Source organism: Virgibacillus sp. AGTR (assembly GCF_016919725.2).
GTDB classification, from domain to species: Bacteria; Bacillota; Bacilli; order Bacillales; family Amphibacillaceae; genus Virgibacillus; species Virgibacillus salarius.
Genome location: NZ_JAJERH010000003.1, coordinates 145,533 through 171,468 on the forward strand (window position 1 = coordinate 145,533; position 25,936 = coordinate 171,468).

The 25,936-nt window shown below is 35.1% G+C and carries 33 protein-coding genes; 31 read left to right on the forward strand and 2 right to left on the reverse strand.

Translation table 11 applies throughout. The annotated features are described in order from the left end of the window. Position 1: 1 nt before the first annotated feature. The 7 genes from JUJ52_RS02485 to JUJ52_RS02515 all read left to right on the forward strand — a co-directional run bounded on the left by JUJ52_RS02485 (position 2) and on the right by JUJ52_RS02515 (position 4,051). A complete protein-coding gene (locus JUJ52_RS02485; RefSeq protein WP_228088603.1) occupies positions 2–283 on the forward strand; it encodes a VRR-NUC domain-containing protein in 282 nt (93 codons plus the stop codon). Between the two features lie 139 nt (positions 284–422). Then, positions 423–707 (forward strand): hypothetical protein, encoded by a 285-nt coding sequence (locus tag JUJ52_RS02490; RefSeq protein ID WP_228088604.1) that lies wholly within the window; start codon positions 423–425, stop codon positions 705–707. Further along, positions 704–1,099 (forward strand): zinc-finger-containing protein, encoded by a 396-nt coding sequence (locus JUJ52_RS02495; RefSeq protein WP_228088605.1) that lies wholly within the window; start codon positions 704–706, stop codon positions 1,097–1,099. The genes JUJ52_RS02490 and JUJ52_RS02495 overlap by 4 nt, the downstream gene beginning before the upstream one ends. Next, positions 1,096–2,964 (forward strand): AAA family ATPase, encoded by a 1,869-nt coding sequence (locus JUJ52_RS02500; protein WP_228088606.1) that lies wholly within the window; start codon positions 1,096–1,098, stop codon positions 2,962–2,964. The genes JUJ52_RS02495 and JUJ52_RS02500 overlap by 4 nt, the downstream gene beginning before the upstream one ends. Positions 2,965–3,063: 99 nt before the next feature. Next, positions 3,064–3,369, forward strand: coding sequence for an organic solvent tolerance protein OstA (locus JUJ52_RS02505; protein ID WP_228088607.1), 306 nt, complete (start codon positions 3,064–3,066; stop codon positions 3,367–3,369). Continuing rightward, on the forward strand, positions 3,366–3,560 hold the full coding sequence (locus JUJ52_RS02510) for a hypothetical protein (RefSeq protein ID WP_228088608.1): 195 nt from the start codon (positions 3,366–3,368) through the stop codon (positions 3,558–3,560). The genes JUJ52_RS02505 and JUJ52_RS02510 overlap by 4 nt, the downstream gene beginning before the upstream one ends. A 2-nt stretch (positions 3,561–3,562) precedes the next feature. Then, complete coding sequence (locus JUJ52_RS02515) at positions 3,563–4,051, forward strand: DUF669 domain-containing protein (RefSeq protein WP_228088609.1); 489 nt, start codon at positions 3,563–3,565, stop codon at positions 4,049–4,051. 29 nt (positions 4,052–4,080) lie between these two features. Here JUJ52_RS02515 and JUJ52_RS02520 read toward each other — a convergent pair whose 3' ends face one another. Next, positions 4,081–4,479: a hypothetical protein gene (locus JUJ52_RS02520; protein ID WP_228088610.1), complete on the reverse strand. Its 399-nt coding sequence runs from the start codon at positions 4,477–4,479 to the stop codon at positions 4,081–4,083. Between the two features lie 65 nt (positions 4,480–4,544). Between JUJ52_RS02520 and JUJ52_RS02525 the strand changes: the two genes are divergently transcribed. Continuing rightward, on the forward strand, positions 4,545–6,260 hold the full coding sequence (locus JUJ52_RS02525) for a hypothetical protein (RefSeq protein ID WP_228088611.1): 1,716 nt from the start codon (positions 4,545–4,547) through the stop codon (positions 6,258–6,260). Here the strand turns inward: JUJ52_RS02525 and JUJ52_RS02530 are convergent. Beyond that, positions 6,257–7,096, reverse strand: a complete 840-nt coding sequence (locus JUJ52_RS02530; RefSeq protein WP_228088612.1) for a hypothetical protein — start codon at positions 7,094–7,096, stop codon at positions 6,257–6,259. The genes JUJ52_RS02525 and JUJ52_RS02530 overlap by 4 nt on opposite strands. A gap of 60 nt (positions 7,097–7,156) precedes the next feature. Here JUJ52_RS02530 and JUJ52_RS02535 point away from each other — a divergent pair, with 60 nt between their 5' ends. The 23 genes from JUJ52_RS02535 to JUJ52_RS02645 all read left to right on the forward strand — a co-directional run bounded on the left by JUJ52_RS02535 (position 7,157) and on the right by JUJ52_RS02645 (position 25,928). After that, on the forward strand, positions 7,157–9,022 hold the full coding sequence (locus tag JUJ52_RS02535; RefSeq protein WP_228088644.1) for a DNA primase family protein: 1,866 nt from the start codon (positions 7,157–7,159) through the stop codon (positions 9,020–9,022). 30 nt (positions 9,023–9,052) lie between these two features. Then, entirely contained in the window at positions 9,053–9,220 is a 168-nt protein-coding gene (locus JUJ52_RS02540; RefSeq protein ID WP_228088613.1) for a hypothetical protein, read from the forward strand. A gap of 475 nt (positions 9,221–9,695) precedes the next feature. Then, a complete protein-coding gene (locus JUJ52_RS02545) occupies positions 9,696–10,091 on the forward strand; it encodes a hypothetical protein (RefSeq protein WP_228088614.1) in 396 nt (131 codons plus the stop codon). Positions 10,092–10,411: 320 nt separating this feature from the next. Beyond that, positions 10,412–10,846, forward strand: coding sequence for a hypothetical protein (locus JUJ52_RS02550; protein WP_228088615.1), 435 nt, complete (start codon positions 10,412–10,414; stop codon positions 10,844–10,846). A gap of 179 nt (positions 10,847–11,025) precedes the next feature. Further along, positions 11,026–11,412, forward strand: a complete 387-nt coding sequence (locus JUJ52_RS02555) for a hypothetical protein (protein WP_228088616.1) — start codon at positions 11,026–11,028, stop codon at positions 11,410–11,412. Positions 11,413–11,466: 54 nt separating this feature from the next. Next, positions 11,467–11,832 (forward strand): HNH endonuclease, encoded by a 366-nt coding sequence (locus JUJ52_RS02560; protein ID WP_228088617.1) that lies wholly within the window; start codon positions 11,467–11,469, stop codon positions 11,830–11,832. Between the two features lie 135 nt (positions 11,833–11,967). Beyond that, complete coding sequence (locus JUJ52_RS02565) at positions 11,968–12,465, forward strand: phage terminase small subunit P27 family (protein WP_228088618.1); 498 nt, start codon at positions 11,968–11,970, stop codon at positions 12,463–12,465. A 26-nt stretch (positions 12,466–12,491) separates the two neighbouring features. Beyond that, positions 12,492–13,001 (forward strand): BA5345 family protein, encoded by a 510-nt coding sequence (locus JUJ52_RS02570; RefSeq protein ID WP_228088619.1) that lies wholly within the window; start codon positions 12,492–12,494, stop codon positions 12,999–13,001. Positions 13,002–13,052: 51 nt separating this feature from the next. Beyond that, complete coding sequence (locus tag JUJ52_RS02575) at positions 13,053–14,789, forward strand: terminase large subunit (protein ID WP_228088620.1); 1,737 nt, start codon at positions 13,053–13,055, stop codon at positions 14,787–14,789. A 13-nt stretch (positions 14,790–14,802) separates the two neighbouring features. Then, positions 14,803–15,003, forward strand: coding sequence for a hypothetical protein (locus JUJ52_RS02580; RefSeq protein ID WP_228088621.1), 201 nt, complete (start codon positions 14,803–14,805; stop codon positions 15,001–15,003). Between the two features lie 4 nt (positions 15,004–15,007). Then, on the forward strand, positions 15,008–15,205 hold the full coding sequence (locus JUJ52_RS02585; protein ID WP_228088622.1) for a hypothetical protein: 198 nt from the start codon (positions 15,008–15,010) through the stop codon (positions 15,203–15,205). 4 nt (positions 15,206–15,209) lie between these two features. Continuing rightward, on the forward strand, positions 15,210–16,445 hold the full coding sequence (locus JUJ52_RS02590; protein ID WP_228088623.1) for a phage portal protein: 1,236 nt from the start codon (positions 15,210–15,212) through the stop codon (positions 16,443–16,445). Continuing rightward, the gene (locus tag JUJ52_RS02595) at positions 16,423–17,010 is read left to right on the forward strand and encodes an HK97 family phage prohead protease (RefSeq protein ID WP_228088624.1); all 588 of its coding nucleotides are present in this window, start codon (positions 16,423–16,425) and stop codon (positions 17,008–17,010) included. Before JUJ52_RS02590 ends, JUJ52_RS02595 begins: the two co-directional genes overlap by 23 nt. Positions 17,011–17,021: 11 nt before the next feature. After that, on the forward strand, positions 17,022–18,317 hold the full coding sequence (locus JUJ52_RS02600; protein WP_228088625.1) for a phage major capsid protein: 1,296 nt from the start codon (positions 17,022–17,024) through the stop codon (positions 18,315–18,317). A 20-nt stretch (positions 18,318–18,337) separates the two neighbouring features. Beyond that, on the forward strand, positions 18,338–18,655 hold the full coding sequence (locus JUJ52_RS02605; RefSeq protein WP_228088626.1) for a head-tail connector protein: 318 nt from the start codon (positions 18,338–18,340) through the stop codon (positions 18,653–18,655). After that, positions 18,648–18,986 carry a phage head closure protein gene (locus JUJ52_RS02610; RefSeq protein ID WP_228088627.1) on the forward strand — a complete coding sequence of 113 codons (339 nt, stop codon included), beginning with the start codon at positions 18,648–18,650 and terminating at the stop codon, positions 18,984–18,986. Before JUJ52_RS02605 ends, JUJ52_RS02610 begins: the two co-directional genes overlap by 8 nt. Next, positions 18,983–19,378 (forward strand): HK97-gp10 family putative phage morphogenesis protein, encoded by a 396-nt coding sequence (locus tag JUJ52_RS02615; RefSeq protein ID WP_228088628.1) that lies wholly within the window; start codon positions 18,983–18,985, stop codon positions 19,376–19,378. The genes JUJ52_RS02610 and JUJ52_RS02615 overlap by 4 nt, the downstream gene beginning before the upstream one ends. Continuing rightward, positions 19,375–19,776, forward strand: coding sequence for a hypothetical protein (locus JUJ52_RS02620; RefSeq protein WP_228088629.1), 402 nt, complete (start codon positions 19,375–19,377; stop codon positions 19,774–19,776). The genes JUJ52_RS02615 and JUJ52_RS02620 overlap by 4 nt, the downstream gene beginning before the upstream one ends. After that, positions 19,776–20,390 (forward strand): major tail protein, encoded by a 615-nt coding sequence (locus JUJ52_RS02625; RefSeq protein WP_228088630.1) that lies wholly within the window; start codon positions 19,776–19,778, stop codon positions 20,388–20,390. The genes JUJ52_RS02620 and JUJ52_RS02625 overlap by 1 nt, the downstream gene beginning before the upstream one ends. A 3-nt stretch (positions 20,391–20,393) precedes the next feature. Continuing rightward, the gene (locus JUJ52_RS02630) at positions 20,394–21,401 is read left to right on the forward strand and encodes a hypothetical protein (RefSeq protein ID WP_228088631.1); all 1,008 of its coding nucleotides are present in this window, start codon (positions 20,394–20,396) and stop codon (positions 21,399–21,401) included. A gap of 40 nt (positions 21,402–21,441) precedes the next feature. Then, positions 21,442–21,774: a phage tail assembly chaperone G gene (gpG, locus tag JUJ52_RS02635; RefSeq protein ID WP_228088632.1), complete on the forward strand. Its 333-nt coding sequence runs from the start codon at positions 21,442–21,444 to the stop codon at positions 21,772–21,774. A 14-nt stretch (positions 21,775–21,788) separates the two neighbouring features. Next, positions 21,789–21,986: a hypothetical protein gene (locus JUJ52_RS02640; protein ID WP_228088633.1), complete on the forward strand. Its 198-nt coding sequence runs from the start codon at positions 21,789–21,791 to the stop codon at positions 21,984–21,986. 21 nt (positions 21,987–22,007) lie between these two features. Beyond that, positions 22,008–25,928, forward strand: a complete 3,921-nt coding sequence (locus JUJ52_RS02645) for a phage tail tape measure protein (RefSeq protein ID WP_228088634.1) — start codon at positions 22,008–22,010, stop codon at positions 25,926–25,928. Positions 25,929–25,936: the final 8 nt, after the last annotated feature.

A 25,936-nucleotide genomic window follows, 5' to 3' on the forward strand; every position in this document is an offset into this window, starting at 1 on the left:
TTTGAAAGAATCAGCATTTCAGAAAAAAGTAATTGCTTATCTAAAAAGTAAGGACACTTGGCACATTAAATATTGGGCAGGATCTCAATACACCAAAGAAGGTGTTCCTGACATATTAGCTTGTATAGATGGTACTTTTCACGGTATCGAATTAAAAACAGATGTTGGTAAACCTAGTAAACTTCAACTCTATAACATTCGGAAGATAAAAGATTCCGGTGGAGAGGCTTATATTTTAAGACCAAAAGACTTTGCAGCATGGAAAGAGAGGTGGTTTGGTTGAGCGAAAAGAAATGTCGTAGCTGTGGTTGCACTTGGGATAATGCTTGCATAACAGAGTATGGGCCATGTTGGTGGTTAGAAGAAGATTTGTGTAGTGCATGTAGTGAACAGTTGAACGGTGATGTAGTAGAGGTGATTGAATGAGTGAAAAGAAGGTATTAATATCCGTTAAAAATGTTCGTATTAAAGATTACGACAGCATGAATGTAATGGTAGAACGTTATGAAGATGTATTTATACCAAAGTACAAAACAACCATTAAAAAGTGGGTATTTAAAGGTTATTCACGTAGCATTTTATCAGCATTACTAGACATCCAAAGAAATGAACTTTTGATTGATAGAAATGCAGTAACTAATTTAGATAGTTATTTGAACCAAGTAGAACAATCCAACGCTGCTTTAATGGAAGTGATGAAGGAATGAAACCACCAAAGAACTGTCCTTATTGTGGAAATGAAGTAGTGCTTACAAGCAATAAAGAAATTTATGGTCGTGAATTTGGTAATGGAAGATGCTATCTTTGTAGAACTTGCGGAGCTAGTGTAGGTGTTCATGGAGGAAAAAAAGGTACGAGGCCATTAGGAATATTAGCAACCAAAGAAATGAAAGTATTAAAAAAAGCCTGTCATGATCTTTTTGATCCTATTTGGAAATCAAAGAAGGTAAATAGAGGTAAGTTATATCGAATACTAGCAAGTCAATTAGATATTAACGTAGAAGATTGTCATTTTGGACACTTTGAAATGGACCAGTTATTTCAAGCTCTTAAAATTATGTCCGTTCCTAATTGGTGGAAAGCAGGTGAAACATCATGACCCAGTATTCTTACTCACGTGTCTCTTTATTCGAAGATTGTCCATACCATTTTAAGTTAAGGTACGTTGATAAGCTAACGGAGATTCCTGATTGGAACAATCCAGCTAATCCTTTATTAATAGGAAATGCGTTGCATAAGGGGATTGAAACAGATGTGCCAACTGCAATAGATGAATACTTTAAATCTTTTCCTGGTATCAATGATCGAATGGTTGAAGAATCTATGAAATTAGAAATATTGATACCAAAAGTAAAACAATTCTTAGAAGAAAACTTTGTGGGATTTGAGTACATCCACGAATACAAAATTGATAAACCAAATTATATTGGCTTTGTTGATTTGATACTCACAACACCAAATGGTGAAAGTATGGTAATTGATTTTAAGTATTCCAATCACATTAAGAATTACATGGATAGTGGACAACTTCACTTGTATAAGCACTATCTAGAAGAAGACGGATTTGATGTGAAGCGAATGGCTTACTTGTTTGTTCCTAAGACAAGCATTAAGCAAAAACAAGATGAAGATCTCTTTCATTTCCGTAAGCGATTAGTACAAGAAGTGGAAGATAGCAGCGTAAAAATGGTTCCGATTGAATACGACGAAATGAATGTTGTTTATTTCAAAAACAGCATTAAGAAAATAGAGACTGCTAAGTCATACCCAAAGAATGTTAGTGGAAATTGTTTCAGTTGCAACCCACGCTTTCAACCAAATTACTTGGAAGCTATACAAAATGAAAAAGGAGAGATAATTATGGCATTGCCGAAAAATGAGAGACGAGAGTTAACAATTGATGAAAACCCAGATTTTTGGATTTATGGTGACAGTTATGTCGGAAAGTCTACATTCGTAGATAACATTTCAAACTTGCTTTTCTTAAATACAGATGGGAACACGGATAATACTACTGCTCCAGTTATTCCAATCAAAGATGAAGTTAAAAAAGAAGGTAGACGTACACTTAGGAAATTAGCGTGGGAAGTATTTTTAGAAACAATTAATGATTTGGAAACAGAAGAAAATACGTATGAAGCTGTTGCTCTTGATTTAGTTGAAGATTTATATGAGCATTGCCGATTCTACGTATTCGAGCAAAACGGTTGGGAGCATGAATCAGATGGTTCTTATGGTAAAGGATGGTCCAAAGTAACGACTGAATGGCAGAAAGCTATTAAACGATTAAAAGCATTAGGTTATCAAATTGGTTATGTAAGTAAAGAGTTGAGAAAAGACATTACGTTGAAAGGTGGATCCGTGCGAACAACATTTACACCAAACATTAATGAAAAGGTTGCTAACTTCTTAACCGGAACAGTTGACCTTACGATGAGAGCATTCAGTAATTCAGATGATGAACGATTCCTACAGCTGGAGAAGAAAAATAACGTATTTGGTGGTGGTCGTTACGATTGGAAAGTGGAAACTTGTGCACTTGATTATGATGAGTTTTTAGAAGAACTAAAAGCTGCACAAGAAGGTAAGAGTACTAAACGTAAGAAAAAAGAATCTACACCTGTTAAAGAGGACAGCTCAAAGAGAGAACGTAAAAAGAGTGAAGCTGGTCCAGATGAACAAGAAGAGAATGCAGAGGATTCACCTGCTGAAGAGAAACCAAAACGTACTCGTAAGAAAAGAGATCCAGAACCAGAAGAAACAACTGAAGAAGAACAACCAAAACGTCAAAGACGTTCACGTAAATCTGATGATGAAGAAAATGAGGAGAAACCAAAACGCCAACGCAGACAGAGAAACGCAGTGGATGATACTCCTCCTGGTGAAGAAGAGGATGCTGATGAAAAAGAAGTTGAAAAGCCTAAGCGTACTCGTAGGAGAAGATCACGGGGTGAAAAAAAGTAGATAGGGGTTACACCGACCCATTTGCAAATAACGGTGAGCCGATAGACATTTCAGATGATGATTTACCATTTTAAAAATAAAATTGGAGGATGATTGATTATGGCAGTTAAAGAACTAAATGCAAAGGAACAACATTATGCAGATACTCGTGATGAAGCAGAGGAATTAGTTGCTGAAGCAAAGGAAGATATTTATCTTATATCATTCCAAATTAGTGAAAAGCACAATAAGTATGGAACCTACTTTTTAGTAGATTTAAAGTTCAGTTACGATACTCCAAAAGAAATCATGGAAAATGCAGGTAGTAAAAGAGAAGATGAACCAGAAGAAGTTCATGAGGGTGTGGAGTACAACGTTAATCCAGATGGTACTGCATCTGTAAAAAATGAGGAGAATCCAGAATGATGGATGTGGGTGACCGTGTTATTGTTACTGACAAACATGAGACTACTAACGGTGAACTTGTAGGAGTAAAAGGGAAAGTTCTTCATGTTGATGAAGATTCAAGATATCCGATTACAGTTAGTTTAAACAATGGAAAGTTAGAAGCATTTACTAAGGATGAATTAACAATAATTGAAAGCGAGGATGAATAATAATGGCAGAACAACAATTTGATTGGAGCAAGTTTGATAGAGACGTAGATATTGAAGCACTTCAAGAAGATGTGAAGGAAGTTGAAGAAAATGGTGGTGGAGACTTCAAAGATGTTCCAGAAGGCAAATATGAAGTAGCTGTTGAAAAAATGGAATTAGTTGAATCTAAAAAAGGTGATCCTATGCTTACTATTTGGTTCAACGTTCTAGAAGGTGAATATGAAGGGCAAAAGATTTTCTATAACGGAGTAATGCAGCCACAAAATGATAAAGCATTTGGATTCCAAGTACATCGAAATAATGAAATGCTACGTGCTCTTTGGGATTGTGACTATGATGATGTTAAATTTACTGGCTTTGCAGATTATGCTGACTTAATACTTGATGTTCATGAGGATATTGATGGTCAATTGGAATATCTACTGGAAAAGTCAGTGGACAAAAAGGGATATGATCGGTACGAAATAGAGGAAGTTTTTGAAGTTGAATAATTAAATAGAGGGAGTCGTCAGGCTCCCTTTTAATTAATGAAGATTCCTAAAAAGAAGAAAAATGCTGCAATAGCTATATTAATAACTATGTTTTTCCAGAAATCTGATTTTTTCCTTTTTCCTATAGATGCTTCAAATTGGCTAATCATAGCAGAAGCTTTCTGTTGTTCTATCTCTGAAAGCTGAGAGTATCTCTCATATTCTTCTTGTAATTTACTTAGTTTCTTGGATCTCTCTACAAATTCCGATTCGAGTTCTTCCATGATATATGATGTCTCTTTTAGAGATTCAGTAACTTTATCAACTTTTTGATCAATTGAAGATTGGGATCTTTTAAGATCATCCAATAAATCTATAATGTTAGTGCCAAATAATTTAGGTGAAGGAAATTGTTTAATATAGATTCTAATGAAATTTTTAAAGTTCATTTGAACACCTCGATTAATTTTAATTTCAACATGTACATTGTAGCATAGAGGAGGTAATTAATACTGTGCTCTTTTATGACTTTGAAGTGTTTACTGAAGACTGGTTAGTGGTAATTTTGGATGCTGCTAAAAAGTCAGAGGTTATTTTTCATAATGATGAACAAGGATTAATTAATTATTACAACAAGTATAAGAATGATATTTGGATTGGATATAATTCACGCCATTACGACCAATATATATTAAAAGCAATCATTTGCGGATTCACTCCACAGGAGATTAATGAATGGATTATTATAAAACGTAATCCTGGTTGGAAATTCTTTAAAGATTTCTGGAAGATACAGTTGTATAACTTTGATGTAATGACGAATAAGTTTAGATCCTTAAAACAGTTAGAAGGTTTCATGGGACATAACATAAAGGAATCTGATGTATCATTTGAGATCAATAGAGCGTTAACTGATGAAGAGATTGAAGAGGTAATTATTTATTGTCGTCATGATGTACATGAAACCATACACATTTTTATGGAGAATATTGAAGAGTTTGATAGTCAAATGGAATTGCTAAAAATGTTTAAGCTACCGCTCAGAAATATTTCCAAAACAAAAGCGCAGCTGTCAGCATTCATTCTGGAAGCTAAACAGCCTTTAATACCAAGAGAAGATGAATTTAATTTTTCATTTCCTCCTACTTTACAAATTAATAAATATACCAATGTACTAGATTTTTATAAAGAAAATCGTGATTACAGTAAAGTTCTTGAAACGAATATTGCAGGAGTACCACATATCTTTGCTTGGGGTGGATTACATGGGGCTAGAAATAAATATTATGGAACCGGTCATTTTATAAATATTGATGTGTCAAGTTATTACCCTGCTTTAATGATTGAATATGGATATCTAAGTAGAAATGTAAAGGATCCTAAAAAGTTCCGAGAAATTCGTGATACTAGATTGAAATATAAAGCAGCTAAGGATAAACGACAAGCACCTTTAAAAATAGTTATTAACGGAACCTATGGAGCAATGAAAGATAAATACAATGGTCTTTATGATCCACTACAAGCAAACAATGTATGTATAGGCGGTATGACATTGCTACTTGATCTAATAGAAAAGCTTGAACCGCACTGTGAGATTATACAGTCCAATACAGATGGTGTACTAGTAAAATTATATCACTATGATGACTACGAATTAATAGACGATATCTGTTGGGAATGGGAAAAGCGTACTAAGATGGAACTAGAATTTGATGAGTTTGTAAAAGTCATTCAGAAGGATGTTAATAACTATATTATGGTACCTGAAGGTTCGTTGTATGACAAAAAAGGAAAACCAAGATGGAAAGCCAAAGGTTCCTATGTAAAGCACCTGTCGCCATTAGACAACGACTTACCAATAGTCAATGAAGCTGTAGTGAATTATTTCATTAAAGGTATTGAACCAGAAGAAACAATATTTAATTGTAAAGACTTAATCAAGTTCCAAAAGATAGTGAAGATCAGCAATAAATATAGTTACGCCAGGTATGGAACCCGGCGCATGAATGAAAAAGTATTTCGTGTATTTGCTTCAGTAGATAAAAATGATAAGGAACTAAAAAAGGTAAAGAACGGTACTGCAGAAAAGATAGCCTATGTACCTGAACAATGTTTTATAGTCAATGATGATTTAAGTGACAAAGAAATACCGTCAAAGCTTGATTACTGGTGGTATTTAGACTTGGCCAATAAACGAATTAATGATTTTTTAGGATATGGAAACAATTAAAAAGGCAAATTATATTCCATTTGAGCATCGTCAATAATCTTTAATATTGTAATTTTTGAATAAGATTTAGCATCAATGTTGAATTCATTTAAAAAGTAAATAAAATCATTTTTTTCTAATATTGTCTTTGGACTATCCTTATCTTCAGTTTCATTGAAATATAAAGAAATCACCTTTCTAAGTTCTTGGATATTTGAATTATGATTAGACTTTTTTATTTCAATTTTCTTAGTATGTTTGAATTCATTCTTAATAGAAGTAAATTCTCTTCTTAATGACTTTACTTCTTCAAGAAGTATTTCATCAACTGATGTTACTTCTTTTTGTTCAAGCTTAGGAACTTGAAAAGTACCAAAGCTTTTCAGAAATGTGGAAAAGTTTCTGTCTGATTGAGATTTTTTGTAAGTAGCGATAATTCGCTTAGATAATTCGTTTTTAAATTCCACAACCTTTTGAAAACGTAAATCTTGAGGATACGTTATATGTTCAATTACGCCCGTGTCAAATATAAAGTCTGTTTGATCATCTTTTATAATAATCGTTGGTTTGTCGAATGTTAATCTCATACCAAGTTCAAAAAGAACATTTGGATTTTTACCGCTAATATCACAAACAATCACATCCGAGTTATATAAGTTTTGTATAATCCTTTTGTGAATTACATCTATTTCACCATCTGAATTACTAACTATTTCAGTTTTAAAACTAAATTCAGTGATTTGTTCGGTTGCTTCAGTAATAATTTGTTTTACATCTTGCCAATGTTCCGATGTATATCCGGGCATAGATGCAATGGGCATAATAATGCCACAAGCTAGTTCTATTGATTCAGACAATAGGAACAACTCCAATCTATTAATTTTAAGACTATTGTAACACGAAAGTAGGTGATTAAAATCTATAAGGGTTATCTTAAAGGATATGGTAAACATGCAGCTTCAAAATTTAAAGATGGTGCAAAACTATTATCCTATCATACAGCAAGAAAAGAAAACTCCTATGTTGGTATTTTAGATGATGAATACATCATGGTAGATGTTGATGATATTGGTCAAGCTGAAATACTTATGGATATTGTGGAGGATAAAGACATTCAATGTTCGGTCCTGGAAACAACAAATGGAATGCATTTCTATTTCAGAGGTTATGATCTTACTGCTAATAAAATTAAATGGTATTCCAACATTGGTATCCATTGTGATTATAAACTTGGTATTAAAAATACTGCGGATCCTCTAAAAATAGATGGAGATTCACGTAAGTGGATTCGGAAAGCAAAACAACACGATCCATTACCAGTTTGGCTCTATCCTTATAACAAGAAAGATCCTAATCTTAATAAATTAACTGAAGGTGATGGTCGTAATGATAAGCTGTTCACTTACATTTTAAAAATGCAATCACAAGGAATGGCCAAGAATGATATTAAAGAAACCATATCTATTATTAATAATTACATGTTAGATGAACCTGTTGGTAAATCAGAATTAAACACTATATTACGTGATGAAGCATTTTTGAAAGAGTCTTTTTTCATTAAAGGCTCTTTCCAACATGAAAAGTTCGGTAACTTTTTAATCAATGAACACCATATATGTAAAATTGCCAATGTACTTCACATCTATAAAGATGGTGTCTATTCAGATGATCAAAACGACATTGAAGGAGCAATGATCAAGCATATTCCTGCTTTAAAAAGAATGCAACGACAGGAAACACTTTATTACCTGCAGTTAAAAGCAAAAGAAAAACATTTTGCTTCTACGCAATATATTGTCATGAAGAATGGTATTTTCAATTTAGAAACATGGGAGCTTCAGGATTTCGACCCTAACATTATCGTGAAGAATAAAATACCAGTTGCCTATGTAAAAGATGCATATTATGAAGTAACAGATAAAACGTTAAATAAGATAGCTGTTAACGATAAGAAAATACGAGCTGTATTAGAAGAAATACTTGGGTATATCTTATTTAGAAGAAATGAATTTGCAGCGACATTTATATTAACTGGTGATGGAAGTAACGGTAAATCCTCTTATTTAAAACTAGTTCGTAAGTTAGTTGGATCCGACAATACTTCTTCATTGGACCTGAAAGAATTGGATCAGCGTTTTAAGACAGCTGAGTTATTCGGTAAGCTTGTGAACATCGGTGACGATATTTCAAAAGGGTACATCAAAGAATCATCCATATTTAAAAAGCTTTCTACTGGGGAAACATTAAACGTGGAGAGAAAAGGAAAGGATCCGTTCGATTTCCAAAACTATGCGAAGTTAATTTTTAGTGCGAATGAAATGCCACGAATTAATGATTTTAGTGATGGGTTAGGACGCAGATTGCAAATAGTTCCTTTCAAGGCGAAGTTTAGTTCTAAGGATCCTGATTATGATCCGTTCATTACTGATAAATTATTATCCGATGAATCTATGCAATACGTACTTAATTTGGCGTTAAAGAGTTTAAATAGATTACTGAAGAATAAACACTTTACAAAATCGAAAGCTGTTGAGAAAGAATTGGAGAAATATCAAGAGGAAAACAATCCGATTATTAGCTTCATTAATAACGAGGATGTAGAGATAGAACGTTCCATTGTAGGGGATTTATACATGCAATATAAAGCTTACTGCTCTGAAAATGGTTATCAAGCCGTTAGTAATATTAGTTTTAGTAAACAGATTAAACAACTATACAATATGGACGTAAAAGTACAAAGAGTGGATGGGAAAAGCAAAAGATTATTTGTTAGTGAGGAATAGAAAGAAAATACGAAGGAAGGTTTGGTAAATATGACTGAGTTAAAATACATTGTAACCGATGGCGAAATTGAGTTAGAGGTACTTGAGGAACAAGTCGAAAAAGGTTGGCTATATGTAGTAACAGTTTCGCCAATGAACATTGAACCTGATATTTCCCCATATAAAAAAGTCCATATTTTTGCTAGTTCTAAAAAATAGCTGTTACGTATTTCAAAATCGCACTCCCAAAATGAAAAAAGTCACAAAAATAGGTGAAAGTTTGACCGGTTTTTTGGTCAAAGCAATTTTTGAAGTCAGTCATATCAAGGGGTTTAAAAATAATTTGGTCATTTTTAGTCACAAAAATAGCGAAAATCGTGACCATTTTAGCATAAAAACTGAAAAGTTACAGACAAAATCGTAACGCGTTACAGAAAGTCGTAACAAGTCAAAGTCAGTCATGTCAATGTATTAAAGCAATCGTTACAGGTGTTACAGATAAAATCACTTTCTTTTATTTAATATATATTTATTTATACAAAAAAATTTATCTTATAAAAGAAAAATAGGGGGGTAAATGCGTAACGTTTTACATCTTAAAGTGATTGGAGCCTATATGAATCAAGGGATAGAGAGTGTTACAGATAAATTTAAAAAGCGTAACGCATTTTAGTTAAAAAGGCAGGTGAGCATGTTGTATGAATGGCTGCGTGATTATCAAAAATTAGAAGAGGAAATTCAGTATTTAGAGTTTGAATTAAGTAGATATAAAAAAGAGTTAGGTAGATGGATGTACGGGGATTTACAAGATGTAAAGCTCACTGTAGATTCAGATGGTTCAAAGCTAGAAAATATTATAAGTAATGTAGAATATGAAATTGCTCATAAAATGAATGACCTTTATGATGCTAAGAAATTAATCGGTAAATTTAAAGGACTAGACAATCAAATACTTTATAAAAAATATGTTGAAGGAAAGCACCTAACTGAAGTTGCAATCGAATTAGGATATACACCAGGGCACATTTATAATAAACACGCTCAGATTATGAAGATGATTGATTTCGCACTTCATGTTAATTTAACTTAGATTCATGCGATAGAAACCATTGAAAATCTGTTTTATAGTAGTAGCATAGAAGATTGAGGCAACAATCTCCCGTTCTAACACTATATATAGTCCGTTCAGGTATCGGTCGTTTGTCATTGCACGACATTGAAATAATAATCCTGTCGGATTATACGCTCATTGATTACCTGGGGTCAGTGAGTGATTGATTACGATATATTGTACTAGGATATGTAAATGGTGCATCCAAGTTTTGCAAGGGCTTGGGTGCTATTTTTTCAGTCATCGTTTGACTGTTCAATAATGACTAATAAACTTATGATAATAGGAGCTGAAGAAAATTGTATCAAACAAAAGAAGTGGATTATGTTTTTAACTACAACAACGGACCTTCTCAATCTTTTCAATTAAAGAGACATTTTGCTGTAGAGCCTACTCAGAAAACTCGTATAGAATATGTGCCTGCACATCTAGAATACGAAGGTTATCCTGAAGAGCATTGGGTAGATGACGAGGTGATTGGCAACTACTTGAACTATGCGGGCACAGGAGCTGAAAATTCAACAATTGAGGCTCAGTTAGTAGATGAACAGATTATTGAAGATCGAGAAGAAGAAAATGGATCGATTCACTATACTGCTTTTGTTAGCTATTTACTTCCAGATGTAGGAACATACGCTAATGGCATATACAATTACAAAAATGTGTATGATCCAGCTGGCGGTGGATGGACAGAGTATGATTCATTGAACTTAGACTTCTTGCCTAAATTGTAAATTTATACTACAAGATCGTTATAAGAATAATTCTGGGTGCTTTTTGTTTGAACCCAATCGAAGATGAAATAAGCTTCCGATAAAGAGTAAAGACATCTCAATGAGGTGTCTTTTCTATATTGCATATAATTTCCAACTCCAGCATAATTGAGTCATAAGAATTATGTGGGGGAGATTGGATGCGAAAGGTATTAGTGTTTTTCTCTTTATTGACAATTATTTTATCTGGTTGTTCGAATGTTGTTGAAGATGAGGAATTTATATTTGAAGAAGAAGAATTTAAAAGTGTTTACGAAGATGTAAATGATAAGAACTTACCAACTAACGTAAGATATTACCATGAATTAATGAGCATGGAAAGTGGAAGTAAAAGTGAAGCTGTTGACTTCTTAAATGCAGCGGCGAATCTTTTAGATAGCAAAGAGATAAGAAGGCTTACTGAAAGTGTAAAAAATAATGAGGATAACATACCAAACGATATTAACGGAGAAGGTTTTTCTGTAGGATACTATAATGAAGATGACAAATATGATATCTATATTAGGCCTTTTGAAGTAAATGAATAACATTTTTGGTTAAAGACATCTCAATGAGGTGTCTTTTCTATTTGGAGGAATCCAATGAATATAAAGAAGCGTTGTAATAAGGTTGGTTGTAACAATCTTATCAATACTACTGAAACCTATTGCGAACAACATAAGAATCATAACTATAAACAATACGAGAAGATAAGAACATCAACCGATGGAGGAAGAACATACAAACGTTTCTATGATACGAAAGAATGGAAGTCATTGCGCTATCAAGCTATGTTGCGTGATGGCTTTATTTGTGTTTGTTGTGGTAGAGAAGCAAAGATAGGAGATCACATCATACCAACAAAGGTTAGTTGGGATCTGCGTTTGGATATCAATAATGTTCAGTCATTATGCTTTGAATGTCATAACAAAAAGACTTTAGAGGATAAGAGAAAGTATGGAATTTGACCCCCACCTTAAAATTACCCTTTGGTGTTTGAATCACAGAAGGACGGTGCGCACTTTTCTCTTCGAATTTTGCGATTATGAAAAGTCAAAAATGGTCAAACAGTAAAAATTAGCCCAGAAAGGCGGTGAAAAACTATGAGGGGTAAGCCTTCACGTGGATTATATTCAGAAGAAGAACTTAAAAAACATAAAAAGGGCAAAGATCATATTGCTAAAGAATTAGCCAAGCAAGATACGCTCAATGATTACGATCAACTGCAAGTAAAACCAATACCAAGTCATCTAGATTATTACGGAAAACAGGAATGGAAACGGATCATACCTTTGCTTCAACAATTACCCATCGCTGAGTTGGATAGGCAAATGATTGAATCTTACTGTCAGCTTCACGGATATAAAAGAAGGCTGCAGAAAGATATTCAAGAGTTCGGTGAAGTTACTAACTTTTATGATGATAAGGGAAATCTTACAAACCGACGGATTAACCCCTCATACAACGCCTACCTTTCTACCGTGAAAGAAATACGTATGATTGCTAATCAACTTGGCATGACGATCAATAGTAGGTTACAATTAGCAATACCAGAACAAGAAAAAGAAGAAGATGAGATTTTGAAGCTGTTAAAAGGGTAAATTGAATTAAATGGGGGAGTTGAAAAGTGAATTTTGATACAAAACATATTTTGCGATGGGGTATTCCGGGTTGGTATTTTATTTTAAACTTAACTATAGCCGTTTCAGCCATTGTAGGTTATGAATGGATGGTTAACGGACAATTTATTGTACCAACTATAATTATTACATTAATGGGTGTACCTTTAGGTTACATACTTCATCAGCCATACTTTTTTATATCAAATATTTTTGCAAATAATACAACTGTTAAATGGAACTTATATTTGGTAAATGAAGATAAAGACAGAAGGGACTTTTTGAGTCAAAGATATGCATATTTATTAACAGTAATACATGGCTATGGATCTCTACTATCTTCAATTTTTATAAGTATAATATCTGTATTTATCATATCTACAATTAACGGAACAATGGATACAGAAATAAGATGGTTGTTAGTTATCAATTTAGTATTATCTATTTTTGTTTTTACAAACTTTATGTATTACCAAAAAAGTTTTAGTAAATTTATAAGAAGTATATTATATAAATAATTAACTAAAAAGACATCTCATTGGGGGTGTCTTTTTGTTATGTGAAGGGAGATGGAAAAAATCACTCATCGTGATCCAGCGACACTCTATGCTAAAAAGGTGGTTTCCGGTAAGATTACAGCTGGTAAAAAGGTAATCAGAGCTTGTGAAAGACACCTAAGAGATCTGGAAAAAGAAAACTTTGACTATGTTTATCTTCCAGAACGAGCAAATATTGCTGTTAATTTTATAGAGCTATTACCTGATATATCTACTGGAAAACCTGTTAAACTTGCAGAATTTCAAACGTTTATTGTGTATTCGTTATATGGTTGGTACAGAAAAGAAAATACAGAACTAAGACGATTTAATAAAGCTTTAACATCAATGGCTCGTAAAAATGGTAAGTCTGCTTTAATTAGTGGGATTGCCATTTTTGAGTTTTTAGGTGGTAAATTTCCAAAATACAACCGACAAGTTTACTGTACAGCTCAATCAAGGGAACAAGCATCCATTGTATTTAATATGGTAGTACAGCGTTTGGACGGTTTGCTAGCTCAATCCGAAGCAATTCGTGATTCTGTACGTAAAGTTAGGAATGAGATTAACCATAATCCTTCGTATAGTGTATTGAAGCCTTTAAGTAAAGACACAGGGAACATTAATGGTCTTGCCCCTACGCTATCTATTCTGGATGAATACGGTGCAGCTAAAGATAATGCAATGATGGAAGTGTTGGATTCAGGGACCATGTTACAGCCAAATGTTTTAACTTTGATCATCTCTACCGCTTATTTTGATTTAAACAGTCCGATGTACCAACAGGAATATAAATATGTTGATCGGATTCTGAAGGAAGAAGCGGAAGACGATAACTACTTTGGCCTGGTTTACGAACAGGATGAAGAAGAAGAAATTTATGATGAGTCTATGTGGATTAAAAGTAATCCACTTTTAGAAGTTGAATCATTAAAAGAGACTTTACTTCGGAATTTAAGGAAAAGAGTCAATGAGGCTGTCGCCAAGAATGATTTGCTAGGTTTAGTCGTTAAAAACTTTAATATGTGGAAACAAGGTTCCGAGAATTCATTCCTTCCAGCTAGTGAATGGGAAGCATGTGAAATGGATCCCATTGATATTTATGGACGAGATGTTTATATTGGACTGGATTTATCCCGAACGGATGACATAACAGCCTTGTATTTTATTTATCCATTGGCAGAAGAAAAGTTTTATATTGATGGCCATTCCTTTGTTGCTACTGTAGGAGGTTTAGAAGCAAAGTCGATGAGAGATAAAATCGATTATGAAACCTTGATCGAAAGAGGATATGCCACAAAAACGAATCTAAAAAGCGGATTTATTAATGTAGATCAAGTTATCCAGTACGTAGCAATGATGATTATAGAAAATGAATTAAATGTTGTTGCTTTCTGTTATGATAGTTGGCACATTGCTAATTTCCTAAGTGAATGGGAAAAACAATATCCTGATTTAGAAATACCGTTCATTGAAGTTCCACAAAACTATAAATACTTATCTGAACCAATAAAACAATTCCGTTTTGGTGTATACGAGCGAAAAATTAGGCATAGTAATAATCCTTTGCTTAATATCGCAGTCAATAACGCGGTGTTAAAGCACGATAATAACGGGAATGTCATTTTAGATAAACAAAAGCATAGAGAGAAAATCGACCCTATCGTTGCTACAGTAACTGCTTTTACGGAAGCAGTTAATTATGAATATAAGGGAATGGATATTAAACAACTGGAAGAATATATTTTGAGTGATGATTTTGGGTTTTAGGGAGGTAGGAGGATTGAAAGTAACAGTTAGAAAAACATTAATTGGTTTACTTGCTCTTCAAACAATTACTTTTATCGGTAAATTAGGGTTGGTAAATAGAGACCAATTCATTGGAATTGCTAACTTTATGCTATTCAATGATAAAACCTTTAAAATGAAAGTCAATAATGGGAAATGGATGCCATTAGATTTAAGTGAACGTGAACTGAGGTGAACACATGAATATAAGCAAAGTGATAGGCGTACTTACAGCAGTGGGTCTTTTTTTAATGGCGAATCTAATAGCCATTCTATTTCTAATTGGTAATGGAATCATAGTTTATGGCTTCTATCGCATCAATGTAACGACTGGCACGTTTGCTTTAGGAGCATCTATCTTACTCATTTCCCTTGTATTAGCAAAAGAGAGGGGGTGACTAGATGGGAATATTTTATAACCAAACCGAAACAAGAGGATTTACCCAGGAAGAAGCAGATGTACTGATTAGTATGTTACCTGGGTTTTCGGGAGTGGGGACGAATTTCACTTCTGCAAAAGCGATTGAAAACAGCGATGTGTTTACGGTTGTTAACTTACTTGCGAGTGACGTTGCTTCTCTTGATATAGAATTCGAAAGAAACGGTATTACAGATAAAAGTGATCTTACTGAATTGCTTAATATTAATCCAAATGGTTTCTATAGTGGAAGCACATTGAAGTTTATACTTGCAGCAAACGCATTGTTAAACGGTGAGTCGTTTTGCGAAATCGTTAGAGGTGATAAACAAAAAGTTATAGCTCTTTATCATTTAAGCAATTCACGCGTTACCGTACGCCAAGACTCCACTACGAATTACAATCTTGTATATGAAGTCTCTGATGAAAATGGAAAAATAAGACGTTTGCAAAGGACAGATATTCTCCATTTTAAGTTTTTCACGATTGATGGGATTAATGGAGTAAGCCCGTTGAAAGCTTTAAAAGATGATCTCTCTATGCAAAAAGATAGTAAACGTTTCTTAGCTAATTTCTTTAAAAATGATACCCAAACGGGCGGTATGCTAAAGATGAAGCAAGGTAAACTATCAAAAGAAGCGAGGGAGAAAATAAAGAAAGAATGGCAAGAGGCGAATGCTGGAGTGGAAAATTCTCATAAAGTGCTTGTCATTGATGACACGTTTGATTATGAGCCAATTGAAGTAGATACCGAGATTCTTAAATTGATTAACGCTTCTACCTACAGCACTGAAACCATTGGAAAGGTGTATCGTATTCCGCGCCATAAGTTGGGATTGGAAACTTCCAACATGTCATTGGCTCAAGCTAATTTAGATTACCTTACATCTACACTCAATAGTTACTTGAAGGTTATTACTAATGAGTTGAATTTTAAGTTGACATCAAACTCTAATGCACTATTTAAGTTCGATACTGCACCATTTAAGACAGTGGATGTGGAGACTCATACAAAACTTACTATTGAAAAGTTTGATAAGGGATTAATTAGTTTTGATGAAGCAAGAAAGGCATTAGGAGACAAACCACTAAATAATGCACATGGTAAAAAGCACTTGGTTAGTTTGAATTACACCACACTTGATCAATTGGAAGAATACCAGATGGCTAAAGCGAAATCGAAAGGAGGTGGTGCCAATGAAGACGGAGGAGATTCGTGAATTAGTAACAGATAAGATCGAAATTCGCGAAGACGATGATGGCAATCGAACATTAACTGGCTACGCAGTGAAATGGGAAATGAAGTCACAAGTGTTGGGCTTATTTTACAAGTTTAGAGAGCAATTTCAAAAAGGCGCTTTCTTGGAATCATTAAATGATGATGATCAACGCTATTTATGGTCACATGATGTATCCAAGGTACTAGGACGCACAAAAAACGGAACACTTCGCTTAAAGGAAGATAATATTGGCCTTCGTTTTGAAGTGGACTTGCCGAATACAACCCTTGGAAATGATACTTATGAATCCATAAAGCGTGGAGATGTGGATGGTGTAAGTTTCGGGTTTCGTGCTATTGATGATGAAGTTGATGAGCCAGAAGATGATATGCCATTACGTACAGTGAAAAAAGCTAAATTATTGGAAGTATCAGCTGTCGCATTTCCTGCTTATCCGGATAGCGAAGTAAGTGCCAGGGGTTATGATCCAATGAAGCAGCATGATGAACTACAGTCTTACAAAGAAGAACAAGTATCAAAAATAAAAACATTACTGGAATTTTAGGAGGAATATGAATGAAACAAAATACAATTAAATCAATGAAAACTCGTAAACTGTTAAGTGTTGGTAACTTGCAGTTTTTTAATGGTGGTAAAGATAAGCGTTTAAAAGAAATTGAAGCAAGGTTAGCGGAGATTCGCGAAATGTTGGATAATGATGAGAAACGCGGGGATGCAAAGTTTTCTGATTTGGAAAAGGAAGTACGTGAATTGAAAGAAGAAAAAGAAGGAATTGAAGCACGTCAACGTATGGTTGATGATTTTAAAGACGATAATCCAGAAGATGATACAGAAGAAAATCGTAGTCTAGCAGGACAAGCTCATGTTCCTGGACAAGAGCTTATCACTCCAAATAATGAACAACGTGATGCGTTTAAAGCGTATCTGGAAACTCGTGAAATTGATGGAGGTGCCTTGAAAAAGGATGATGGATTCGTAGTCATTCCTGAACAAATTATTACTGAAATTATGAAACTAAAGGAAAAGGAATACAACTTAGACCAATATGTAACGGTTAAAAATGTTGGCTACGGAAGTGGGAAGTACCCTGTTATTCGTCAATCTGAAGTTGCAGCCCTTACAGAAGTTGCAGAACTTGCGAAGAATCCGGAATTAGCTGTGAAACCTTTCTATAATTTAGCTTATGAAATCAAGACATACCGTGGCTACTTCTTGGTATCTCGTGAGGCGATTGAAGATGCAGCTGTCAACGTATTATCAGAACTAATGACTTGGATGGCACGAACTATTGCAGCTACTCGTAACAAAGCCATTGTTAAAGCAATTAAAGAAGGTACTCCAGGCAAAGTAGGAGACACACCATCAACTCTTAAATTTGAATCTGTTAATGTTACAGGTATCGATGGTATTAAAGATGCAATCAACCTAAAATTAAAGCCTAATTACGAGCATAACGTAGCAATTGTATCTCAAACTGCCTTTGCTCAACTAGATAAATTGAAAGACAATCAAGGAAATTACCTGTTACAGCCAGATGTCAAAGAACCAACTATGAAACGACTACTTGGCGCGCGTGTGGAAGTATTGCCAGATGAAATGCTTGGTTCTGAATCTGCTAATACCATCATTATTGGTAACTTGAAAGATGGTATTGTTCTATTTAACCGAAGTCAATACCAAGCAGGATGGACAGACTATATGCACTTTGGTGAAGCGCTTATGGTTGCTGTACGTCAAGATGTGCGTATTCTGGATGAAAAGGCCGCTATCGTTCTAAACTTTAGTGCAGAAACTACAACAACGACAACTAGTTCAACCACCACTACAACCACTTCCGAGGCTGGAGCGTAAGACAGGGAGGTAATTATTAAATGCTTCCAATTGATATAAAGAAAATTAAAAATCACTTACGTGTAAGTCATGACCTAGAAGATGAGGTTATAGAAGAATACCTGGCATTTGCAAAAAGTGACGTTATCGAAGCTGTTTATGATAGTAAAGACGTGAGATTAAACATAACTGACCTAGAAAAGGATACATCCTTTAGAAAAGCAGTTATTATGCTCACGTCTTTTTATTATGAGAATCGGTTGGTTATAAAGGAATCAAGTTTAAATGAAATGCCTTTTTCTGTTACGCATGCAATTCAAAATTTAAGGGCGCACAGGGATAGGTATCTCAATGAATAAAATGAACTTTGATTTCTCTAAATTAAACCAGCCTATTATAATTTATGAGCTAAAAACAGATTCAGATAATGGTATGCCGTCAAAACCGCGAAAGGTGGTTTTTCACGAATGTTTTGCGCATGTAGAGTCTATTAGTCTTAAAGACTATGAAACAAGCGTACAAACAGGAACGCAGCATAATATGAAAGTGTTTATTAGAAACTACCCTGGTATCACTAACAAAATGACGATCACGCATAACAACCAAGATTACAACATTGAACAGATTCTTACCAACTACAGGCAATCAGGATTTACGGTTCTTATTGCAAAAGAGGTGAGTAACGCATGAGCGTACAAATTACAGGGTTAAGAGAATTGATCTCTAATTTGACGGATAAACAGGAAGATGTTTTGAAAGCAGCAAAGAGAGCAAACCTTGCAGGAGGTAAGGTAATTGTGGATGAGCTGAGAAGGAATGTGCCAAGAAGTGGATATAGTGGAGGGAATCCGCAACCTACGCTCTACGACAGTATTGTGATGAGTAATAATCGTACTGATAGAGCGACTGGTGAATCCTATGTAGCTGTTGGCTTCACAAAGGCTGCTAACTTCCGAGCGCACATTCCTGAATTCGGATCCATTTCACAAGCACCCAAAGGTTACATGACAAAGACGGCTCAATCTACAGAAAGTGAGATAGTGAAGGAAATGGAGAATGCGATTAGGGGGGCGATCCGATGAGTGATTTATATGAACTTGATTCATTGGAGACAACCTATCAAACTCTTATTGCTGATACGACTTTAATGGATGCTGTAGGTGGGGTTGAAAAAGTGTGGAAGTACCACATACCGGAAGATAACCGGGAAGATGCCCCCCTGATTCGCATTAGTCCTATATCAGAGTTGCCAGGAGAATATGGAGATAATAAACAATTATCATGGGACTGTATTGTACAGATCGATGTATGGGACTATGCTGACGCTAGAAGTATTGCATTACAAATAAATAAGTTAATGAAAACAATCAATTTTAAGCAAAGCACTCCTACCTTTGAATTCGATCCGGATACTTACTTAATCCGAGACGGTCGAAGGTACCGGGGTGTTTTATATTCTAATTTAAAGGAGAATGAATAATGGCAGGAGAAAAGAAGAATTTAAGTGCAACGGTTGGTATAGACAAGCTCTATTATGGAATTATGGATTCAGATAGTGAATCTGCAGCTGTGTATCAACCGGAAGTACGTTTACCGTATGTACAAAATGTAAACATTGAAACAGAACAAGAAATAGCAAAAGCCTTTGGTGACAATAAAGTCGCTGAAATGGCAGTTTCTACAGGAGTAACAACAGTAGAGTTTCAGTTCCACTCATTGCCGCTAGAAGACAGGGTGGCTTTACTTGGGTTGGAATCAGATGAGGACGGATTAATTACTCAAAAATCACAAGTAAATCCACCCTATGTGGCAATTGTTTTGGAGAAAACAAAAGGTGATGGTTCGGCAGAATTGGTAGGATTAACAAAAGGTATGTTTACTTTGCCTCCAACAGAAGCACAAACCAAAGAAGATTCACTGGAATTCGGTAATGATACTATTAGCGGTGAGTTCTCTGGAAGAGTATTCGATGATGTTACTGCAGTATTTATGCACGTACCGAAAGAAGATAATACTAAACGTAAAACATTCATGGACAAAGTATTCCAACGCAGTACAACAACAACTACGACTACAACTGATTCCGGGGCATAATAAATGAAATATATACTTTGCCAACCTGCAATCAAACGCTTTGAGTGGGAATTGGAGGTATGTATTAACCGATTAAAAAAGCTAGGTATTCATAACATTGTCCTGTTATTTACACAAGACGATGATAGGGTACCGCAGAAACTAAAAGAGGCTTTTGGAGTTGAGGTTCATGTATATGAAGATAATCGAATAGACAAAACGTATATACCGTCTGTTAAACCATATTTATGGACCAGATATTTGGAAGAGGATCCCGAAAGAGAAAATGGGATCTATTTTTATTTAGATAGTGATGTGATTCTACGGGAAATACCAAATGTTAAGCCAACAAAAAACACCTGGTATGCTTCGGATTGCGAAGAGTATTTAGGTGTTAATTATGTTGGTGACTTATTAAAGCCTATGTGTGAAGTAGTAGGGATCGATTCTGACTTAATTAAAAAACAAAAACCTATAGGCGGCGCACAATGGGTAATTAAAAACCCGACACTAACGTACTGGCAAAAAGTCTATGAGGATTCAATCAAGCTTTATCACTTCTTAAGTGACAAAGATATTCAGAAATGGACTGCTGAAATGTGGGCGCAATTGTGGAATGTTTATCATTTTGGCAAAAAAGTCAAAACACATGAGGAACTAGATTTTTGTTGGCCGACAGATGCCATTAATAGATATCAAGAAACAAAAATACTTCACAATGCTGGGGTAGTGGATGATAATCAAGGACTATTTTTTAAAGGAAAATACGTTACGTATACACCATTCTCAGACACGTTGAAGGTTGATAAAAGCAAAGCTTCATATGAGTATGTAAAAGCAATACAGGAGGTTTATTTGATGGAATACAAAGTGCTACATTATTTTGAAGACTTACAGGATAACAGCAGACCTTACAACGAAGGAGATGCTTTCCCCCGTAAGGGCAAAAAGGTAACTAAAAAGCGGATCAATGAACTGGCATCCGATAAGAACAAACAAGGTAAGCCGTTAATCGAAAAAGTCGAAGAGTAGGTTTTAAACCTGCTCTTTTCTATTTTAGGAGGAATTTAACATGAATAACTATTATGACGAGAAAAGTAAAAGTTTAACCCTTGTTACTGGATTGAAAGGTGAAGAACTAGAAACGGAAACGTACCAGTATCCGTTTTTTGTCAAAGGAATTTACACGAAAAAGGCAATCGATCTTGGAGCCGAGTTAGAAGAGAATAAATTCACTGTTCCTGGAGATCTTTTTGATAGAATTACGAGTTTTATTGTAGAACTTTACAACAAGCAATTTAGCCATGAAAAACTTATAGATGGGATTGATTCCCGAAAAATTATTGAAACATACATCTCAGTTTTAATGGGTGTACTGCAAGGTGACACGTCAAAAAAAGAATAGATGGCGAAGAACAATTGAGCGATGAAGATTTTAGTTTCATTAAACAAAAAGAATGGATTGATGAGTTCTTTGCCAATCTCTTAAAACGTTACACGTTACCAGAAATATACGAGATGGACGTACTTGAATTATTAAGGTTGACGAATCGAAAAACGGAGAAGAAACAGCAATCACGAAAAACAGATTCTCTCTTTGCAGCATTCGGAAAATAAGCAGAGAAGGGAGGTAAGTATATGGCAATTGGCGGTACACCTGTAGGGAACATGGTCATAAAAGTAGACTTAGATAGTGCTGGCGTGGAGAAATCCATGACAGGATTACAACGTCAGCTAAAAAGTTCCAATAAAGCTATGGGAGCTCAACTTTCCGCTTTTGATCGAGGGGAAAAGTCCACAAAGAAATACGGCGTTTTGATTGAAGGCCTTACGAACAGACATCGAATACAAGCAAAGATGGTTGAAGAAGCTAGAAAGAAATATCAATCCATGTCTAGAGAGTATGGAGAAAACAGTGTAAAAGCACAGAAGGCTTCTCAGGATTTAAATGAACAAATTTCTCGTTACCAAGAAACTAGCAGAGAACTAGACAATGTTACTGCTGAATTTCAAGAATTCCAGCGTGTTCAGGATATGCAATCCAAAGGATGGTACAAAGTCGCCGACGGCATGGAGAATTACGGTGGTAAATTAAAAGCAGCCGGACGGACGATGGACAATACGGGTCAACAATTAACACGAAATGTCACGTTACCATTAGGAATAGCTGGTGGCGTAGCTATAAAAACAGGGATGGATTTTGAAGCAGGAATGTCTAAAGTGGGTGCTGTGTCTGGTGCAAGTGCTGACGAAATGCAGAAATTAGAAGCTAAAGCTCGTGACATGGGTGCAAGTACAGTATTCAGTGCCAAAGAAGCTAGTGACGCATTTTACTATATGTCTTTAGCTGGCTGGGATGCCGCGGATATGATGGATGGTATTTCAGGGGTTATGGATTTAGCGGCCGCGTCTGGCGAAGATTTAGCAAGTGTATCCGATATTGTTACGGATGGTTTAACAGCTTTTGGCGAATCAGCTAAAGAAAGTAGTCGTATGGCTGACATATTGGCTGCTGCTTCATCTAACGCAAATACAGATGTACAAGGTTTAGGTAATGCATTTAAGTATGTAGCTCCGGTAGCTGGTGCATTAGGTTATACAATGGAAGATACATCTAAAGCTATTGGTTTAATGGCCAACGCTGGTATTAAAGGTGAAAAGGCCGGTACTGCATTACGTACAATGATGACTAACTTATCTAAACCAACAAAAGCAATGCAAAAAGCAATGGATAAGTATGGTATTTCTTTGACCGATTCAAGTGGAGAAATGAAATCTTTTGATGATGTAATGAAAGATTTACGTAAAAACCTTGGCAAGTTGGACAAGAAACAGCAGGCATCGGCAGCCGCAACAATTTTTGGTAAAGAAGCAATGTCTGGTGCTCTTGCGGTTGTTAACGCATCGGAATCAGATTATCAAGATTTAACGAAAGCGATTGAAGGTTCTGAAGGTGCTGCAGGAGAAATGGCTGATACCATGCAGGATAACTTGGCAGGTAGTTTGAAAGAGTTAAGATCAAAGTTAGAGGATTTATTTATTACAGCTTATAAAAACTTACAGCCAGCTTTGGAGTCTCTTATTGAAAATGCTAAAGATCTAACTGATTGGTTCGCTAATTTAAGTCCTAAAACACAAGAAAACATTGTGAAGTTTGGTTTACTATCCGCCGCAGCTGGACCTGTTTTGAGCATCTTTGGGAAATTGACGTTTGGTACAGGTGCTTTAATGCAGGGGATGGGCGGATTAACGAAAGTGATTGGCGCAAAAGGTGGGAAAGGCGCTGCTGGTGCATTATCGTTGCTTAGCAAAGGTGGAGTTGCAGGATTAGCGATTGCTGGAGTCGCAGGGCTATCTGTGGGTGTATATAAGCTTATCGAAAAATCCAAAGAAGCAGAAGAAGTTAATCTTGATTTAGCCCAGTCATTGAGTGATCAAGCTGGAGAACTTGAAAACAGTGCAAATACGTTTGATAAGCTATCAGGGAAAGCAAAGATAAGCAACGAACAACTAGCAGAATTGAATGATTTAAATATACGTATATCTGAATCTAGTAACCCTGGTGAAATTAATGAACTTCAAAAACGCTATGATCAATTAGCTAAAAAATCGGGATTGTCTAAGGAAGAATTAAAAAAGCTATTTAAAGCTAATAAGAATATTATTGAGCAAACACCTGATGTAAAGAAGAATGTATCTGAACAAGGAAATGCTTTTGTAGGAACTACAGAAGCTGTAAGAGAGCAGATTCAAGCTATAAGAGAGTTATCGGAAACTCAACTTAAAGGAGAAAGGGCAAAGCTATTAGAACAGGAAGCTGAAGCACGTAAAGTTATTAAAGAACAAACAGACTTACAAGCTAAAAAAGAAGAAAGATTAGGTTTCCTCTATGATAATCAAAACATGTCCAAAAGTGAGATAGAAAAAAGAGTTGCTGCAATTAACGAAAAAATAAATGAAGGTAACCTATCTGAAGAAGAGTCATGGAGCTTAGATCAACAGCGGACAGATCTTTTGAAAATCAAGAACAATAAAGTGGCGGAAACTGTTGAAAAGTTGAAAGAAGAATCTAATGAAATTCAGAAGACGATTGATGAAGAGCAAGAAAAAATTGACAAGTTAGAAGCCACGAACCAACAAATGGCTAATATCTATATGGCTAATGTTGGTATAAACGCAGAAGGTGAAAAAGGACTAGAACAGTTAGACAAATCTATCGCTAAAAATACCGAAGAAATTGAAGGTTTGGAACAAAAACGCCAAAAGAATGGTGAACTAACTAAAAAAGAACAAGATCGTTATGACGAATTAGTTAAAACCAATAACAAACAACTAGAGGCTAAAAACCTTATATTTGATCAACTAGGCATCTATAAAGATTTAAACTCACTCATGGAAGGTAGATTTGCAAGTCTATCAAAAGAAAAACAACTAGATATAGAAAACCTTGCATTAAAGACTGATATCAAAGTTGAAGAAGGTAACATTGTTAAACAGCTTCAAAAAAAGAATGATCAACACCTAAAAGAACGAGAGAATCTCATAAAGAACCTTGAAAAAGAAGGTGCAAATAAACAGGAAATACGGAACCAGATTTCTGAATTAGATAAGAAAATATTAAAAAATGATGATGTTCTTATTCAAATACTCAAAGAAGCTGATTTGTGGGATCAAGTAAAAGACGAAGTGAATTTAGGGGAAAACGCCATTAAAAAGCAAGGCGATCAAATTGATAACAACAACAAGAAAACAGACAAGGGTATTGAAAAAGAAAGGAAACGTACTAAAGAAGCTGCAGAAGATGTTGATAAAAACATAAACGCTACAGATAACGGCTCTATTAAATTTATAAACGAACTTGCAAGCGATATGGTCACGAAATATGTGAAGGCCGATGATAAAGGTTCTATTAATAATCTTGATAAAAAAGCAAAAAGTCCAATACGAAAAACAATCGAGTTTGTTGCTAGTGGTTTTAAATGGTGGGCAAAAGGAACGCCTCCAAGTGGTCATCCTGGTGGCCATGCTGTTGTAGGTGATGGTGGTGGTAGGGAATTAATACAAACCCCTAACGGTGCAACTTTTTTATCTCCACCTACGGATACCTTATTACCTAATCTACCAAAAGGATCCCATGTAATACCACACAGGGAGACAGAACGTATCTTAAAATCAGCGACAAAATACGCTCGAGGTACAAAAGACTGGCATAACCTTCTTAATCCTGAAAGACTCAGAGGCAATGAGTTTATGAAGTTGCTCGCTCTTAATGGAAAAGGTAATGAAACAGTTAATGTATCAGGTGAAAATGATAGAAATGATCGTATGGATGAATTGATTGGTTTAATGAGTGAGTTTATTCAGACATCTGGAGAAGCAAATAGAGTTGTAAGTCAACTTAATAGCCCAATGACTGATAGTAGCAGTCAAGTAGTTTCTTTGCTACAAGATATAGCGAGAGGTATTAGAGAGGGTAAGGTTATACAAATCGATGGAAGAAGTATTACTGAAGTAGTTAACGAAAATAACGCAGTTTCTAATGTAGGTGATTATTTCTAAAGGGGGTA